General features: G+C 67.2%; 10 protein-coding genes. All 10 read left to right on the top strand.

Features of this window, described 5'->3' with window-relative positions; all coding sequences use genetic code 11:
- Nucleotides 1-28 precede the first annotated feature (28 nt).
- The 10 genes from AC0N04_RS15410 to AC0N04_RS15365 all read left to right on the top strand — a co-directional run bounded on the left by AC0N04_RS15410 (nucleotide 29) and on the right by AC0N04_RS15365 (nucleotide 13,031).
- Nucleotides 29-1,207 carry an acetyl-CoA C-acetyltransferase gene (locus AC0N04_RS15410; protein ID WP_474283144.1) on the top strand — a complete coding sequence of 393 codons (1,179 nt, stop codon included), beginning with the start codon at nucleotides 29-31 and terminating at the stop codon, nucleotides 1,205-1,207.
- Nucleotides 1,208-1,297: 90 nt separating this feature from the next.
- A complete protein-coding gene (gene phbB, locus AC0N04_RS15405) occupies nucleotides 1,298-2,035 on the top strand; it encodes an acetoacetyl-CoA reductase (protein WP_474283143.1) in 738 nt (245 codons plus the stop codon).
- Between the two features lie 290 nt (nucleotides 2,036-2,325).
- Nucleotides 2,326-3,564, top strand: coding sequence for a branched-chain amino acid ABC transporter substrate-binding protein (locus AC0N04_RS15400; RefSeq protein WP_474283142.1), 1,239 nt, complete (start codon nucleotides 2,326-2,328; stop codon nucleotides 3,562-3,564).
- 152 nt (nucleotides 3,565-3,716) lie between these two features.
- Entirely contained in the window at nucleotides 3,717-4,688 is a 972-nt protein-coding gene (locus tag AC0N04_RS15395) for a branched-chain amino acid ABC transporter permease (RefSeq protein ID WP_474283305.1), read from the top strand.
- Nucleotides 4,689-4,707: 19 nt separating this feature from the next.
- Nucleotides 4,708-5,970: a branched-chain amino acid ABC transporter permease gene (locus tag AC0N04_RS15390; RefSeq protein WP_474283141.1), complete on the top strand. Its 1,263-nt coding sequence runs from the start codon at nucleotides 4,708-4,710 to the stop codon at nucleotides 5,968-5,970.
- Nucleotides 5,967-6,755, top strand: a complete 789-nt coding sequence (locus tag AC0N04_RS15385) for an ABC transporter ATP-binding protein (RefSeq protein WP_474283140.1) — start codon at nucleotides 5,967-5,969, stop codon at nucleotides 6,753-6,755. Before AC0N04_RS15390 ends, AC0N04_RS15385 begins: the two co-directional genes overlap by 4 nt.
- A gap of 8 nt (nucleotides 6,756-6,763) precedes the next feature.
- On the top strand, nucleotides 6,764-7,459 hold the full coding sequence (locus AC0N04_RS15380; protein WP_474283304.1) for an ABC transporter ATP-binding protein: 696 nt from the start codon (nucleotides 6,764-6,766) through the stop codon (nucleotides 7,457-7,459).
- Between the two features lie 178 nt (nucleotides 7,460-7,637).
- Nucleotides 7,638-9,734 (top strand): 3-hydroxyacyl-CoA dehydrogenase NAD-binding domain-containing protein, encoded by a 2,097-nt coding sequence (locus AC0N04_RS15375; protein ID WP_474283139.1) that lies wholly within the window; start codon nucleotides 7,638-7,640, stop codon nucleotides 9,732-9,734.
- Between the two features lie 142 nt (nucleotides 9,735-9,876).
- A complete protein-coding gene (locus AC0N04_RS15370; protein WP_474283138.1) occupies nucleotides 9,877-11,052 on the top strand; it encodes an acetyl-CoA C-acyltransferase in 1,176 nt (391 codons plus the stop codon).
- A 146-nt stretch (nucleotides 11,053-11,198) separates the two neighbouring features.
- Complete coding sequence (locus tag AC0N04_RS15365; RefSeq protein ID WP_474283137.1) at nucleotides 11,199-13,031, top strand: acyl-CoA dehydrogenase; 1,833 nt, start codon at nucleotides 11,199-11,201, stop codon at nucleotides 13,029-13,031.
- Nucleotides 13,032-13,053 lie beyond the last annotated feature (22 nt).

The following is a 13,053-nucleotide window of genomic DNA, read 5'->3' as shown; positions in this document are numbered from 1 at the left end:
CCTCAACCGCATTTTCAGGAGATCTACCATGTCCGATATCGTCATCGTCGCCGCCGCCCGTACCGCCGTGGGCAAATTCGGCGGCTCGCTCGCCAAGGTCGCGGCGCCCGAATTGGGCGCCACCGTCATCAAGGCCTTGCTGCAGCGCAGTGGCCTGTCGGGCGAGCAGATCGGCGAGGTCATCCTCGGCCAGGTGCTGACCGCGGGTTCGGGCCAGAATCCGGCGCGCCAGTCGGTGATCAAGTCCGGTCTGCCCCAGGCCGTGCCGGCGATGACGATCAACAAGGTCTGCGGCTCGGGCCTGAAGGCGGTGATGCTGGCCGCCCAGGCCGTGCGCGACGGCGACAGCGAGATCGTCATCGCCGGGGGCCAGGAAAACATGAGCATGGCCCCGCACGTGCTGCCGAATTCGCGCGACGGCCAGCGCATGGGCGACTGGAAGCTGGTCGACACGATGATCAACGACGGCCTGTGGGACGTCTACAACCAGTACCACATGGGCATCACGGCCGAGAACGTGGCCAAGAAGTACGGCATCACCCGCGAGATGCAGGACGCGCTGGCGCTGGCCTCGCAACAAAAGGCCGCCGCGGCGCAAGACGCCGGCAGGTTCAAGGACGAGATCGTCGGCGTGTCGATTCCGCAGAAGAAGGGCGATCCGCTGGTGTTCGACGCGGACGAGTTCCTGAACCGCAAGACCAACGCCGATGCGCTGGGCGGCCTGCGCCCGGCCTTCGACAAGGCCGGCTCGGTGACCGCGGGCAATGCATCGGGCATCAATGACGGGGCCGCCGCCGTGATGGTGATGAGCGCGGCCAAGGCGGCAGCGCTGGGCCTGAAGCCGCTGGCCCGCATCGCCAGCTACGCCAGCGCCGGGCTGGACCCGGCCTACATGGGCATGGGGCCGGTGCCGGCCGCACGCAAGGCGCTGGAACGCGCCGGCTGGAAGGCCGCCGACCTGGATCTGCTGGAGATCAACGAAGCGTTCGCGGCCCAGGCCTGCGCGGTGCACCAGGAAATGGGCTGGGACACCAGCAAGGTCAACGTCAACGGCGGCGCGATCGCGATCGGCCACCCGATCGGCGCGTCCGGCTGCCGCATTCTGGTCACGCTGCTGCACGAGATGCAGCGCCGCGATGCGAAGAAGGGCATCGCCTCGCTGTGCATCGGCGGCGGCATGGGCGTCGCGCTGACCGTCGAGCGCTGAACGGGAAAGTACGGGCTGGAAAGCCCGCGGCGCTGCACGATGATGTACAGCGCAGGACCACCATCAATGGAACGGACAGAGGAGAGCATCATGAGCAAGAAAGTGGCGTACGTGACGGGCGGCATGGGCGGCATCGGAACGGCGATCTGCCAGCGCCTGAGCAAGGAAGGTTTCACCGTCATCGCGGGCTGCGGCCCGAGCCGCGACTTCACGAAGTGGCTGGACGAGCAGAAGGCGCTGGGCTACACCTTCTACGCTTCGGTGGGCAACGTCGCGGACTGGAACTCCACCGTCGAGGCCTTCGCCAAGGCCAAGAGCGAGCATGGCCCGATCGACGTGCTGGTCAACAACGCCGGCATCACCAAGGACCGCATGTTCCTCAAGATGACCCCCGAGGACTGGCACGCGGTGATCGACACCAACCTGAACTCGATGTTCAACGTGACCAAGCAGGTCGTGCCTGACATGGTGGAAAAGGGCTGGGGCCGCATCGTCCAGATCAGTTCCGTCAACGGCGAGAAGGGCCAGGCCGGCCAGACCAACTACTCGGCCGCCAAGGCCGGCATGCACGGCTTCACGATGGCGCTGGCCCAGGAGCTCGCGGCCAAGGGCGTGACCGTCAACACCGTCAGCCCCGGCTACATCGGCACGGACATGGTGCGAGCGATCAAGCCCGAGGTGCTGGAGAAGATCGTCGCCACCATCCCCGTCAAGCGCCTGGGAACGCCGGAAGAGATCGGCTCGGTCGTCGCCTGGCTGGCCGGCGAGGATTCCGGCTTCACCACCGGTGCCGACTTCTCCTGCAACGGCGGCCTGCACATGGGCTGAGCCCGGACGAGAAACAGTCCCTGCCGACTGTTTCTCGCCTGGCGAAGCGGTTGAGCTCAGCGAGACCGTGGGGCGGCGCGAAGCGCGAAGCGGCCGAGCTCTGCGAGAGGTTCCAATCCGGATTGAACATGCCAACGAGCGGCCTGCGGGCCGCTTTTTCATGGTCGCATCGCTGTCGTTGTCCCTTGTGCGACAGAGATTAGTGGTAGTCCCTGAACCGCAGTGCGGTGCGTTCCGCTACCGTTCACGGGGTCGATCGAGACAACCTTCCACTATCCCGGAGCATCACGATGAAGTTCAACCGCCGCGCATTGGGTTTGAGTCTGGTCGCCACACTGGCCTTGTCGTGCCATGCCGCCTGGGCGCAGAAGGGCGAGACCGTGAAGATCGCGTGGATCGATCCCTTGTCCGGTCTGATGGCCCCGGTCGGGCAGAACCAGGTCAAGACCTTCCAGTTCCTCGCCGAGTACTTCAACAAGAACAACCCGGCCGGCGTGAAGTTCGAATTCATTCCGATCGACAACAAGCTCAGCCCGGCCGAAAGCCTCAACGCGCTGAAATCCGCCATCGACCAGGGCGCCCGCTACATCACGCAGGGCAACGGCTCGGGCGTCGCGGCGGCGCTGGTCGACGCGGTCAACAAGTACAACGAGCGCAACCCCGGCAAAGAGGTGCTCTACCTGAACTACGCCGCGGTCGACCCGGACCTGACCAACAGCAAGTGCAGCTACTGGCATTTCCGTCTGGACGCCGATACCTCGATGAAGATGGAGGCGCTGACCACCTTCATGAAAGACCAGAAGGACATCCACAAGGTCTACATCATTGGCCAGAACTACTCGCACGGCCACCAGGTCAGCAAGTACGCCAAGGAGTTGCTGGCGCGCAAGCGTCCGGACGTGAAGATCGTCGGCGACGATCTCCATCCGCTGGCCCAGGTGCGCGACTTCGCGCCCTACATCGCCAAGATCAAGGCCTCCGGGGCCGACACGGTGATCACCGGCAACTGGGGGTCGGACCTGACCCTGCTCGTGAAGGCGGCGGCCGATGCCGGCCTGAACGCCAAGTTCTACACCTATTACGCCTCGGTCAGCGGCACGCCCACCGCACTGGGCGCCGCGGCCGCCGGCCGGGTGTACATGGTGGCTTACGGGCACTCCAACATGCCCGGGCTGATGGGCAAGCTGGCCAACGAGTTCAAGGCCCGCTTCAACGACGATCTCTACACGCAGGACATCTACAACGAGTACCAGATGCTGACCGATGCCTTCGTGAAGGCCAAGTCGACCGATCCGGTGAAGGTGGCCGCCGCGATGGAGGGCATGAAGTTCCAAGGCTTCAACGGCGAAGTCGAGATGCGCAAGTCCGACCACCAACTGCAGCAGGGGCTCTACATTTCGCTGTGGCAGAAGGCCGACGCCAAGTACCCGTACAGTGTCGAGAACACCGGCTACACCTTCGCGCCGGTGAAGTACTACGAGCCCTACGTGGCCAGCACGCCGACCTCGTGCCAGATGAAGCGGCCCTGAGTGCGGCAACTGCTGAAACGGCGGCCGGCTGCCCTGGCGCGGCTTGCCGGCCCTGAGCCGGTTTCCTCCATTTTTTCGTCCTTGCGCCAGCCCCTGTGGACCAGATCCTGATCAATCTGCTGAACGGCGTCAGTTCAGGGCTGCTGCTGTTCATGCTCAGTGCCGGCCTGACGCTGATCTTCAGCATGATGGGCGTGCTGAACTTCGCCCACGCGAGCTTCTACATGCTCGGCGCGTACCTGGGCTATGCGCTGACGGCCTGGATGGGGTTCACCCCGGCGCTGCTGCTGGCGCCCGTGCTGGTGGGCGTGCTGGGCGCCGGCTTCGAGCGCTTCGCGCTGCGCCGGGTGCATCGCCACGGCCATGTCGCCGAGTTGCTGATCACCTTCGGCCTGTCGTACGTGGTGCTGGAGGTGGTCCAACTGATCTGGGGCCGCACGTCGCTGCAGTTCGACCCGCCGGCCTGGCTGCAAGGCGCCGCGTTCACCTTCGTGAAGTCGGCTCGTGGTCTGACGGTGGTGGCCGGGGCGGCGCCGGCCCAGATGTGCCAGGCGGCCGGCGACCTTGCGGCCCAGTGCTCGCGCTTCCCGATGACCCGGGCGTTCATGATGCTGATCGCGCTGGCCATGCTGCTGTCGCTGTGGCTGTTGCTGACCCGCACCCGGGTCGGCCTGGTGATCCAGGCTGCGTTGACCCATCCCGACATGGCCGAGGCGCTGGGGCACAACGTGCCGCGGGTGTTGATGCTGGTCTTCGGCAGCGGCTGTGCCCTGGCCGGGCTGGCTGGGGTGATCGGTGGGGTGACCTTCGTCACCGAGCCCGCGATGGCCGCGGTGGTCGGTCCGATCATTTTCGTGGTGGTGGTGGTCGGCGGCATGGGCTCGCTGGTCGGCGCCTTTGTCGGCTCGCTGCTGGTCGGGCTCTTGCAGACCCTGCCGTTGACGGTGGATGCGTCGACCGCCGATCTGATCAACCGCCTGGGCGGCCATGTGAGCGACAGCAGCTTCGGCTGGCCGGTGCTGCGCATCACCTTGTCGCAAGCCGCGCCGACGCTGCCCTACCTGGCGCTGGTGCTGGTGCTGGTGTTCCGGCCCAAGGGCCTGCTGGGTACCCGTGAAGGCTGAATCGGTGCATCGGAGTTTCATGAGCCGAGGTTCGATGTGGATCTGGGGCGGGTTCGCGGCAGTGTTGCTGGTGGCGCCCTGGATCTGGACCAGCGATTTCGCGCAAAGCATGCTCAGCCAGATCGGCATCGCGATCATCGCCTGCCTGGCCTACAACATCCTGCTGGGGCAGGGCGGCATGCTCAGCTTCGGCCACGCGGTGTACAGCGGCCTGGGCGGCTTTGTCGCGATGCACACGCTGAACCGGATTTCCGCCGGCCAATGGCCGCTGCCGGTCAGCCTGGTGCCGCTGGTGGGCGGCCTCGGCGGCCTGGCGTTTGCCGCCGTGCTGGGCTGGGTGACGACCAAGAAGTCGGGCACCACGTTCGCGATGATCACGCTGGGCATCAGCGAACTGGTGTGGTCGATGTCGCTGATGCTGCCGGAGTTCTTCGGCGGCGAAGGCGGCGTGTCGGGCGATCGCGTGAGCGGCCATCCGGTGCTCGGCATCAGCTTCGGGCCGCAGATTCAGCTGTACTACCTGATCGCGCTGTATTGCTTCGTCTGCACCGCCGCCATGTATGCGCTGACCCTGACGCCGTTGGGGCGCATGCTCAACGCCGTGCGCGACAACCCCGAGCGGGTCGAGTTCATCGGCTATTCGACCCGTCGGGTGCGTTACCTGGCCTTCGTGATCTCGGGCTTCTTCGCCGGGATCGCGGGCGGCCTGGGCGCGTTGAATTTCGAGATCGTCACGGCCGAGGTGGTGGGCGCGGCGCGCTCCGGGGCGTACCTGCTGTTCGTGTTCCTGGGCGGCTCCACCTTCTTTTTCGGGCCCATCATCGGCGCGGTGCTGATGGTGGTGGCCCTGGCCCTGCTGTCCGAACTGACCAAGGCCTGGTTGCTGTACCTGGGCCTGACCTTCCTGCTGATGGTGATGTTCGCGCCCGGCGGATTCGCGAGCCTGGTGATGATGAACGTCCGGCTCGCGGCCCGTGGCGAGTTGCGCCGCCTGTGGGTCGGCTACCTCGCGTTGGGGGGAGCCGCGCTGGCGGTGCTGCTGGGCAGCTCGGCGATGATCGAGATGCTCTACCACCTGCAACTCGACGACGCGATGGGCTCCGCGGTCACGGTGCTGGGGGCGTCGCTCGACGTGCGCAACATGGACAGCTGGGTGGGCTCGGCCCTGGTCTGCCTGACCGGTGCGGCGTTCTTTGAGCTCTGCCGTCGCCACTTCCAGCGCCAGTGGAGCCAGGCGCACGAGACTGGCGACGGCAGTGGGCACCGCGAGGAGACCGCATGACGCAGGCCGCTGCCGGAGCCGGTTTTGCGCTGGAACTGCTGGACGCGCACAAGCGCTTCGGCAAAACGCCCATCATCCGCGGCGCCACGCTGCAGGTGCGACCCGGCGAGCGGGTCGCGCTGATCGGCCCGAACGGTGCCGGCAAGTCCACCTTGTTCAACCTGATCTCGGGGCGTTTCGGGCTCAGCAGCGGCGAGATCCGGCTTCATGGCGAGCGCATCGATGGCCTCGCCCCTTACGACATCAACCGCCGCGGCCTGGCGCGCAGCTTTCAGGTCAGCAACCTGTTCACCCGCTTGTCGGTGTTCGAGAACCTGCGCTGCGCCTGCCTGTGGGCGCTCGGCCAGCGCTATGTGTTCTGGCGCTTGTTGTCCAATCTGCGCGAGGTCAACCAGCGGGCCGAGGAGATCATGTCGATGATCCATCTCGATGCCCGCCGCGACGACCTGGCGATGAACCTGACCTATGCCGAGCAGCGCGCGCTGGAGATCGGCATCACCATCGCCGGCGGTGCCAGCGTGATCTTGCTGGACGAGCCCACGGCCGGCATGAGCCGCAGCGAGACCCGGCACTTCATCGACCTGATCCGCACCGTGACCGCGGGCAAGACCCTGCTCACGGTGGAGCACGACATGGGCGTGGTGTTCGGCCTCGCCGACCGCATCGCGGTGTTGGTCTATGGCGAGGTGATCGCCTTCGACACACCCGAAGCCGTGCGGGCCAATCCACGGGTGCAGGAAGCCTATCTGGGCAGCGTGGTCGCGGAAACCGGAGCCATCGGATGAGCGCCCCGATGCTGGTGCTGGATGACCTGCACGCCTATTACGGCAAGAGCCACGTGCTGCACGGCGTGTCGATGCAGGTCGGCGAGGGCGAGATCGTCAGCCTGCTGGGGCGCAACGGGTCGGGCCGCTCGACCACGGTCAAGGCCTTGATGGGCCTGGTCCAGGCCAGCGGCTCGGCACGCTTTCGAGGGCAGGAACTGATCGGCCGCAAGGCCTTCGAGATCGCGCATCTGGGCCTGGGCTATGTGCCCGAGAACCGAGACATCTTTCCGCGGCTGACCGTCCACCAGAACCTGATGCTGGGACAGAAGCGGTCCGGTCGCAAGCCGCGCTGGAGCTTTGACGACATGTACCGGATGTTCCCGCGCCTGCAGGAGCGCCAGAACGTCGAGGCCGGGGTGCTGTCGGGCGGCGAGCAGCAGATGCTGACGCTGTGCCGGACCTTGATGGGCGATCCTGACCTGATCATGATCGACGAGCCCACCGAGGGCCTGGCCCCCAAGATCGTCGAGCAGGTCGGCCAATACCTGCGCGAGCTCAAGCGCCGCGGCATTTCGGTGCTGCTCGTCGAGCAGAAGCTGACGATCGCTCTGGAAGTGTCCGAGCGCTGCCTGGTGATGGGCCACGGCAGCATCGTGTTCGAAGGCACGCCCGCCGACTTGCGACACCAGGCGGACGTCCGCAAGGAGTGGCTCGAGGTCTGAGCCTGCCGGGCGCATCGAGGGCGCCCGGTGGGCGCAGACCGGGCGCGCCGGGATGGGGTCCTGGTGTTTTCCCTGAGGACGGGTTGTCGCCGCAGGGACAGGCTGGGGGCTTGCAATCTTCTTAGAATCGAACGATCGTGCTTTTTTCGTCCACCGCCCCAACCAAGGACTTCACCCCATGAGTGCCAGCTACGAAGTGCGCGGCAGCGTTGCCGTCATCACGCTGAACAACCCGCCGGTCAACGGCCTGGGCTACGACACCCGGCGTGCCATTGCCGAGGGCCTCGACCAGGCCCAATCGGACGCCTCGGTCCTGGCGATCGTGCTGACCGGCGCCGGCAAGGCCTTCTCGGGCGGTGCCGACATCAAGGAATTCGGTTCGCCCAAGGCCACCGCGGCGCCGAACCTGCTCGACCTGATCCGGGCCTGCGAACTGTGCAGCAAGCCGGTCGTCGCGGCGGTGCACAGCGTCTGCATGGGCGGAGGCCTGGAGCTCGCCCTGGGCTGCCACTACCGTGTCGCCGCGCCGGGCTGCAGCGTGGCCCTGCCCGAGGTGAAGATCGGCCTGATCCCCGGCGCGGGCGGCACCCAGCGCCTGCCGCGGGTGCTGGGCGTGGAGACCGCGCTGAACATGATCGTCAGCGGCGATCCGGTCAAGAGCGAGGTGCTGGCCGGCCTGCCGGGCCAGAAGCTGTTCGACAAACTGGTGACCGAAGGCGATCTGCTGGACGCCGCCATCGCGTTCGCCAAGGAGGTGGCCGGCCATCGCCCGCTGCCGCTGGTGCGCGACCTGAAGGTCCGCCACGAGAACGCCGACGGCTACTTCCAGTTCGCCCGCAACACGGTCAAGGCCATGGCCAAGAACTTCCCGGCGCCGGCCAAGTGCGTGGACGCGGTGGAAGCCTCGGTGAGCATGAAGTTCGACGCCGGCATGGTGTTCGAGCGCGAGATCTTCACCGCGCTGATGTTCACCCCCGAGTGCAAGGCGCTGCGGCATGCGTTCTTCGCCGAGCGCGCGGCCAGCAAGATCGCCGACGTGCCCGAAGACACGCCGGTGCGCCCGGTGAACAAGGTGGCGGTGATCGGCGCCGGCACCATGGGTGGCGGCATCGCGATGAACTTCCTGAATGCCGGCGTGCCGGTGGTGATGCTGGAGATGAAGCAGGAAGCACTGGACCGCGGCCTGGCCACCATCCGCGGCAACTACGAGGCCCAGGTGAAGAAGGGCAAGCTCAAGCCCGAAAAGCTGGCCGAGCGCATGGCGCTGCTGAGCACCACGCTGAGCTACGACGCGATCGGCGACGCCGACATGGTGATCGAGGCCGTGTTCGAGGACCTGGAGGTCAAGAAGGCCGTGTTCGAGCAGCTCGACCGCGTGATGAAGCCCGGCGCGATCCTGGCGACCAACACCTCGACGCTGGATGTCAACAAGATCGCCGCGTTTACCCGGCGCCCGCAGGATGTCATCGGCACCCACTTCTTCAGCCCGGCCAACGTGATGAAGCTGCTGGAGGTGGTGCGCGGCGCCGCCACCGCCAAGGACGTGCTGGCCACCGTGATGCAGCTGGGCAAGAAGATCAGGAAGACCTGCGTGGTCTCGGGCGTCTGCGACGGCTTCATCGGCAACCGCATGATCGAGCAGTACAGCCGCCAGGCCGGCTTCCTGCTGGAGGAGGGCTGCACGCCGGCCCAGGTGGACAAGGCGGTCGAGAAGTTCGGCTTCGCGATGGGCCCGTTCCGCATGGGCGACCTGGCCGGCAACGACGTGGGCTGGTACATCCGCAAGCGCCGCTACGTCGAGAAGCCGAACCTGCGCTACTCCAAGACCGCCGACCTGCTGTGCGAGATGGGCCGCTTCGGGCAGAAGACCGGCGCCGGCTGGTACGACTACGTCAAGGGCAAGCGCGACGCGATTCCCAGCGCCGTGGTCGAGCAGATGATCGTCGACCACCGCAAGGCGCTGGGCATCACCCCGCGCCAGATCGGCGACGACGAGATCGTGCATCGCTTGGTCTACGCGCTGGTCAACGAAGCCGCGCGGCTGCTGGAGGAGGGCATTGCCCAGCGCGCCTCCGACGTGGACATGGTCTATCTCACCGGCTACGGCTTCCCGCTGCACCGCGGCGGTCCGATGTGCTATGCCGACACCGTGGGCCTGTACAACGTGGTGCAGACCATGAAGCGCTTCGCCGCCAACCCGCTGGACGACGCCGAGTTCTGGCAGCCGGCGCCGCTGCTGGCGAAGCTGGCGGCCGAAGGCAAGAGCTTCAGCTGAAGAACCTGACCCCCGTCGCAGCGGCTGTGCCGTCGCGCCTCACCGGGGTGCGGCGAGCGGCCCGGCACAGCCGGTTCCGCGGCTGTCGCTGGACGGGGCCCCGCACCGAACACCGAATCTTGCTGCCCGAAGGAGTTTCCTCATGAGCAACGCCGTCATCGTTTCCACCGCACGCACGCCGCTCGCCAAGAGCTGGAAGGGCGCCTTCAACATGACCCATGGCGCCACGCTGGGCGGCGTCGCCGTCAAGGCCGCCGTCGAGCGCGCGGGCATCGACCCCGGTGCGGTCGAGGACGTGCTGATGGGCTGCGCCAACCCCGAGGGCGCCACCGGCGCCAACATCGCGCGGCAGATCGCGCTGCGCGCCGGTCTGCCCATCAGCGTCAGCGGCATGACCATCAACCGTTTCTGCTCCAGCGGGCTGCAGACCATCGCGATGGCCTCGCAACGCATCATCGCGGGCGAGGGCGATGTGTTCGTGGCCGGGGGCGTGGAAAGCATCTCCTGCGTGCAGCAGGAGATGAACACCCACATGCTGCAAGACAGTTGGCTCAAGGCCCACAAACCCGAGATCTACTGGAACATGCTGCAGACGGCCGAGAACGTGGCCAAGCGCTACCAGATCGACAAGGAGCGCATGGACGCGTACGGCGCCGCCAGCCAGCAAAAGGCTTGTGCCGCGCAGGAGGCCGGCAAGTTCAACGACGAGATGGTCGCGGTCACCACCACCGCCGGCGTGGTCGACAAGGTGATGGGCCTGCGCACCAAGGAAGTCACCATCAGCGCTGACGAGGGCATCCGCCCGGGAACCACCATTGAAGCCGTGCGCGGCATCCGCACCGCGCTCCCGGGCGGGGTGGTCTCGGCCGGCAATGCCAGCCAGTTCAGCGACGGGGCCGGCGCCTGCGTGGTGGTCAGCGACACCTACGCCCAGCAAAAGGGCCTCAAGCCGCTCGGTCGTTTCCTGGGCTTTGCCGTGGCCGGCTGCGAGCCCGACGAGATGGGCATCGGACCGGTGTTCGCCGTGCCCAAGGTGCTCAAGAAGCTGGGCCTGACGGTGCAGGACATCGACCTGTGGGAGTTGAACGAGGCCTTCGCCGTGCAGGTGCTGTACTGCGCCGACACCCTGGGCATCCCGATGGACCGGCTCAACGTCAACGGCGGGGCCATCGCGGTCGGGCACCCCTACGGCGTGTCGGGCCAACGCCTGACCGGCCACGCGCTGATCGAAGGCAAGCGCCGCGGCGCCAAGCGCGTCTGCGTCACGATGTGCATCGGCGGCGGCATGGGCGCGGCCGGCGTGTTCGAGGTCCTGTGATGTCGCAGGGCAGGATCGCCGAGGCGGGTGCAGGCTCGGTGGAGGGAGGGACGGTCATGCTGATGACCGCCGCTCTCGCCACGATGGCGCTGTCGCCCGCCAGCGCCGCCTGAGGTGCGCTTTCTGCCGCTTGATACGGAGGGCACATGCGTCCGATCGTCGACTTCCTGCTGAATGACTGGCTGAAGGTGGCTGCGCTCACCGAGCGCGAGCGCTTTGCCGACCACAGCCCTGAGACCTTCGCCCAGGTGCTGGACACCTGCGAACGGATGGCGCGCGACAAGTACGCGCCGTTCAACCGCCTGGTGGACGTGGAAGAGCCGCGCTTCGACGGCGAGAAGGTGTCTCTGCCCCAGGCCACCCACGACGCCTGGAAGGCCTATGCCGAGAGTGGCATGCTCAGCGCCGCGCAGAGCTACGAGATCGGTGGCATGCAATTGCCCTACACGGTGGAGGCGGCGGCCAACGGCTTCTTCGCCAAGGCCTCGGTGAGCATCGGCGCTGGCATGCTGACCACCGGCAATGCCAATTTGCTGATGGTGCACGGCACCGAGCTGCAGCGGCGCGTGTTCGCGCTCAACGAATTCAGCGGCCGGTGGTCGGGCACGATGTGCCTGTCGGAGCCGCAGGCCGGCTCCAGCCTGTCGGACGTGGCGACCCGGGCCGTTCCCGATGGCGCGGCGTACGAGGCCGACCCGCTGGGTCCGCGCTACCGCCTCACCGGCCACAAGATGTGGATCAGCGCTGGCGAGCACGAGTTGACCGAGAACATCGTGCACTTGGTGCTGGCCAAGATTCCGGGGCCCGACGGCAAGCCGGTACCCGGCGTCAAGGGCATCTCGCTGTTCGTCGTGCCCAAGCACCTGGTGGACGAGCAGGGCCGGTTGACCGGCCAGCGTAACGACGTGGTGCTGGCCGGGTTGAACCACAAGTGCGGCTGGCGTGGCACCACCAACACGCTGCTGAACTTCGGCGAGGGCAAGCACCAGCCCGGCGGTGCCGCGGGGGCCATCGGCTACCGCGTGGGCCAGCCCGGCGACGGACTGCGCTGCATGTTCCACATGATGAACGAGGCCCGCATCAACGTCGGCATGGCCGCCGCCATGCTGGGCATGGCGGGTTACGAGGCCTCACTGGCCTACGCCCGGCAGCGGCCTCAGGGCCGGCCGATGGCCGAGGGCGGCAAGGACGCCGCAAAGCCGCAGGTTCCCATCATCGAGCACGCCGATGTCAAGCGCATGCTGCTGGCGCAGAAGGCCTACAGCGAGGGCGCGCTGGCACTGGAACTGTATTGCGCCCGCCTGGTGGACGAGGCCCGCACCGGCCCGCCCGATGCCGCGAAGGAAGCCGGCCTGCTGCTGGAGGTGTTGACGCCGATCGCCAAGAGCTGGCCCAGCGAGTGGTGCCTGGAGGCCAACAGCCTGGCGATCCAGGTGCATGGCGGCTATGGCTACACGCGCGACTTCCCGGTGGAGCAGTACTGGCGCGACAACCGGCTGAACATGATCCACGAAGGCACGCACGGCATCCAGGCGCTGGACCTGCTGGGACGCAAGGTGGTGATGCAGGGCGGGGCCGGCCTCCAACTCCTGGCGGCCCGCATCGACGACAGCATCCGCCGCGCCAGGCCGGTGAGCGGCCTGGCCGAGCACGCTGCCGGTCTGGACGCCGCCCTGCAAGCGCTGGGCGCAGCGACCCGGGCCGCCTGGTCCACCGGCGTGCCCGAGGAGGCCCTGGCGAACGCGACGCCCTACCTGCAGGCGTTCGGCCATGTGGTGCTGGCCTGGATCTGGCTGGAGCTGGGCCTGGCCGTGCACTCCACCCCGGCGCGCAGCGACGACGAGCGCGACCGCCACGCCGGCCTGCTGGCCGCGCTGCGCTACTTCCATGCCTACGAACTGCCCAAGATCGGCGCCTGGCTGGGCGTGGTGAGCCGGCGCGAGGCGGTCTGCCGCGAGATGAACGACGCGTGGTTCTGAACCCGGCCCCCAGGCCCTGTGG

The sequence above is a fragment of the Ideonella sp. sgz306126 genome, from assembly GCF_056032705.1.
The sequence above is the reverse complement of the archived record's forward strand: the minus strand, read 5'-3'. Positions and strand labels throughout refer to the sequence as shown.

Bases quoted from the DNA above. Each gene is read 5' to 3' on its own strand.
- AC0N04_RS15385 (WP_474283140.1), top strand. From the start codon at position 5,967: ATGACGCAGGCCGCTGCCGGAGCCGGTTTTGCGCTGGAACTGCTGGAC.
- AC0N04_RS15365 (WP_474283137.1), top strand. From the start codon at position 11,199: ATGCGTCCGATCGTCGACTTCCTGCTGAATGACTGGCTGAAGGTGGCT.
- AC0N04_RS15390 (WP_474283141.1), top strand. From the start codon at position 4,708: ATGAGCCGAGGTTCGATGTGGATCTGGGGCGGGTTCGCGGCAGTGTTG.
- AC0N04_RS15370 (WP_474283138.1), top strand. From the start codon at position 9,877: ATGAGCAACGCCGTCATCGTTTCCACCGCACGCACGCCGCTCGCCAAG.
- AC0N04_RS15380 (WP_474283304.1), top strand. From the start codon at position 6,764: ATGCTGGTGCTGGATGACCTGCACGCCTATTACGGCAAGAGCCACGTG.
- AC0N04_RS15375 (WP_474283139.1), top strand. From the start codon at position 7,638: ATGAGTGCCAGCTACGAAGTGCGCGGCAGCGTTGCCGTCATCACGCTG.
- AC0N04_RS15410 (WP_474283144.1), top strand. From the start codon at position 29: ATGTCCGATATCGTCATCGTCGCCGCCGCCCGTACCGCCGTGGGCAAA.
- AC0N04_RS15400 (WP_474283142.1), top strand. From the start codon at position 2,326: ATGAAGTTCAACCGCCGCGCATTGGGTTTGAGTCTGGTCGCCACACTG.
- AC0N04_RS15395 (WP_474283305.1), top strand. From the start codon at position 3,717: ATGCTCAGTGCCGGCCTGACGCTGATCTTCAGCATGATGGGCGTGCTG.
- phbB (WP_474283143.1), top strand. From the start codon at position 1,298: ATGAGCAAGAAAGTGGCGTACGTGACGGGCGGCATGGGCGGCATCGGA.